The 1,880-nt window shown below is 60.3% G+C and carries 1 protein-coding gene; it reads right to left on the bottom strand.

All coding sequences use genetic code 11. The annotated features are described in order from the left end of the window. Nucleotides 1-1,880, bottom strand: a 1,880-nt coding sequence (locus tag ACFT1A_RS30930; protein WP_378450104.1) for an amino acid adenylation domain-containing protein, incomplete at both ends; no start/stop codon positions are given.

Below are 1,880 nucleotides of genomic sequence, written 5' to 3'. Positions count from 1 at the left end.
AGGAACCACATACGCTGCTGAGCCAACGACAACGGCACCCGAACCGGACGATCCTGCACCGTCAACGCCGCACGCGAACCACCACCGACATGAGAACCCAAACGAGCAGCCAACGCCTCCACCGTCGACGCCTCGAACAACTCCCGCACACCGACCGACGCATCCAACGCCTGCCCCAACCGAGACGTCACCTGCGTCGCAATCAGCGAATTACCACCGAGAGCAAAGAAATCATCATCCAAACCAACACGCTCGACACCCAGAACATCCGCAAACGTCTGCGCCACAACCTCTTCCACCACCGACGTCGGAGCACGGAACACCGCAACCTGCAACGACGGAACCGGCAACGCCCGACGATCCAACTTCCCGTTCACCGTCAACGGAATCGAATCCAACACCACAAACGCCGACGGCACCATGTACTCCGGCAACAACGAACCCACACTCGCGCGCACATCGTCAACCGACACACTCACACCCGCAGCCGGCACCACATACGCCACCAACCGCTGATCACCCGGAGAATCCTCACGAACAACCACCGCCGTCTGCGCCACCGACACATCCGACAACACCGCAGACTCGATCTCACCGATCTCGATCCGGAACCCACGGATCTTCACCTGATCATCCGCGCGACCCAGATACTCCAAATCACCAGCACTGTTCCACGCCGCCACGTCACCCGTCCGGTACAACACCTCACCAGCATTGAACGGATTCGCCACAAACCGCGTCGACGACAACCCAGCCTGACCCAGATAACCCCGAGCCAACTGCACACCCGACACATACATCTCACCCGCGACACCGACGGGCACCGGAGCCAAACGCGTATCCAACACGAACACCTGCAAACCCGAAATAGCCTGACCCACAACACTCGCCGACGCATCCGCCGCCAACGCAGCATCCAACACACGATGGCTCACATGCACCGTCGTCTCCGTGATGCCATACATGTTCACCAACGTCGGCGCACTGTCACCACGACGCGAATACCAATCCGACAAGCGACGAAGCTCGAGCGCCTCACCACCGAAAACAACCCACCGCAACGACAACTCAGCCGCCTGGCCGGATTCCGACGCCAACCGATCAGCCTCGGCCAACTGATAGAACGCCGACGGCGTCTGATTGAGCACCGTCACCCGCTCAGCAGCAAGCAACTCCAAGAACTGCTCCGGCGAACGCGACGTCACATAATCCACAACCACCAACGTGCCGCCGTACAACAGCGGACCCCACAACTCCCACACCGAGAAGTCGAACGCATAACTGTGGAACATCGTCCACACATCGGATTCGTCGAACCCGTACACACTCTCGGTGTTCGCGAACAACTTCGCCACCGTGACGTGCGGAACCTGCACACCCTTCGGACGACCCGTCGAACCCGACGTGTAAATCACATACGCAACATTCGACGACCGCAACGGCGCAACACGATCCGCATCCGTCACCACCGAACCATCGAACTCCGACACATCCACAGTGTCGACATCGACCACCGGCAGACCAGCAGGCAACACCAACTCACGCCCGGACCACGAAATCGCAGCCACCGGACCAGCATCGGCCAACATGAACTCGACACGATCAGCCGGATACGACGGATCCACCGGCAAATAACCCGCACCGGACTTCACCACCGCCAACAACGCCACCACAAGATCCGCCGACCGAGGCAACGCCACCGCCACCAACGACTCCGGACCACAACCCTGAGCAATCAACCTGCGCGCCAAACGATTAGCCCGCACCGACAACTCGCCATACGACAACGACTCGCCACCAAACCGCACCGCGGTCCGATCACCAAACCGCGCAGCAGCATCATCGAACCACGCCGACAACGTCGAATCCACACCACGATC

It is taken from the genome of Rhodococcus sp. NPDC057135 (assembly GCF_042670865.1).
GTDB lineage: Bacteria > Actinomycetota > Actinomycetes > Mycobacteriales > Mycobacteriaceae > Rhodococcus_F.
This window is presented reverse-complemented; position numbering and strand designations above follow the sequence as displayed.